Annotated in this window: 2 protein-coding genes; both read left to right on the top strand. The window is 38.8% G+C overall.

Annotation, left to right across the window (positions count from 1 at the left end; all coding sequences use genetic code 11):
- Positions 1–138 precede the first annotated feature (138 nt).
- Positions 139–366, top strand: a complete 228-nt coding sequence (locus F6K23_RS40895; RefSeq protein ID WP_293166982.1) for a hypothetical protein — start codon at positions 139–141, stop codon at positions 364–366.
- Positions 367–471: 105 nt separating this feature from the next.
- The gene (locus F6K23_RS40890) at positions 472–867 is read left to right on the top strand and encodes a hypothetical protein (RefSeq protein WP_293166980.1); all 396 of its coding nucleotides are present in this window, start codon (positions 472–474) and stop codon (positions 865–867) included.
- Positions 868–1205: the final 338 nt, after the last annotated feature.

Here is a 1205-nt window from a genome sequence, read left to right as displayed (position 1 = left end):
GGCAATTGTGCAATACTTACCCAATGAACAATCAACAATGAACAATCAACAATGAATAATTAACAGCTGGAAATTTACGTCCAAAGTCGCGGTTTTTCTCAGGACGATGGCTATTGCTGGTTGCCAGAGAAACTATCTATGTTGGTAACTAGCCAGGTGAGTGATTTAATTCAGAGTGAATCGCCTTCTTTGGTTCTAGGGCGGTATAATGGTAAGTTGATGTTGTTGGTTACTGGTTTAGAGGCAAGTAAACGCAGAGATTTTCGCGATCGCAAAATCCGTAATTCTGTAGTCTGGGTAAGTGAGGACTCGAACCAGGAGCAACAGATATTAAGGATGATTGCTGTTCGTGCCTTGCGTGACTAGGACTCGCTTAGAGAAGATATTAACGTAGCAGTACAGTTTGGCAGTGAGCAGGGTTTTCAAGTTTTATTTGAAGAAATTAGACTGTTGACGATGAAAGTCAATGATTTGTCTGCAAGTGATCAGCTTAATAATGATGAGCAATTAAATTATAAAATTAGTAAAAACCTGGATGAGCGTAAACAGGAGTTAGCCAGTTTACTTGAGCAATATTCTCTACCTAAAAGAGAAGGTTCATTAGTAGTAGTTACTGAAATAAAAGCTGAGGAAGCTCTAGTTAAAGCTCAAGTTTGGCGAGGTTTATCGAACCTTGTGAACTCAGATAATTGGAAAGTAATTGGAGATCTAGTTACTCCCACTACTTCTAAAACTTCTGCACTTAAAACTTCTTCACTTAGTTTTGGGCAAGTAGATGAGAAACCTACAAAAGACAAATCCTTAGCTTTAGCAATGTTTGCGGCTATTGTGGCGGGAATGATGATGTTATGGGGAATTGTGTTTTAGTTTACTTTTTTTGGGTACGTGACACTCTATCAGCCAAGACTATAGGCATAATTGAGAGTGCAAATCCACCAAAGAATGGTATGGAGCCTAGCATAGCTAGCCAAGCAAGTGTTAGGTCAACCTCTGTATTTAGAAATTTCAAGATCCCTCTTTCTACCTCTTTGCGCGTGTATACGCGGGAAGTAACATTTGCATTCTTCATATACACTTCAATCTTCTCTTACTCATTATTGATAGAAATACAGCGGTTCCCGCTGTTACGAGGTACAATAACAGCAATTGGCAAACCAATTTCTTAAATGTTTAGGATTCATTAAGTCAAGGGCAACTGCAATAAT

Origin of the sequence: Okeania sp. SIO2C9 (assembly GCF_010672455.1) — a bacterium.
GTDB lineage: Bacteria > Cyanobacteriota > Cyanobacteriia > Cyanobacteriales > Microcoleaceae > Okeania.
This window is presented reverse-complemented; position numbering and strand designations above follow the sequence as displayed.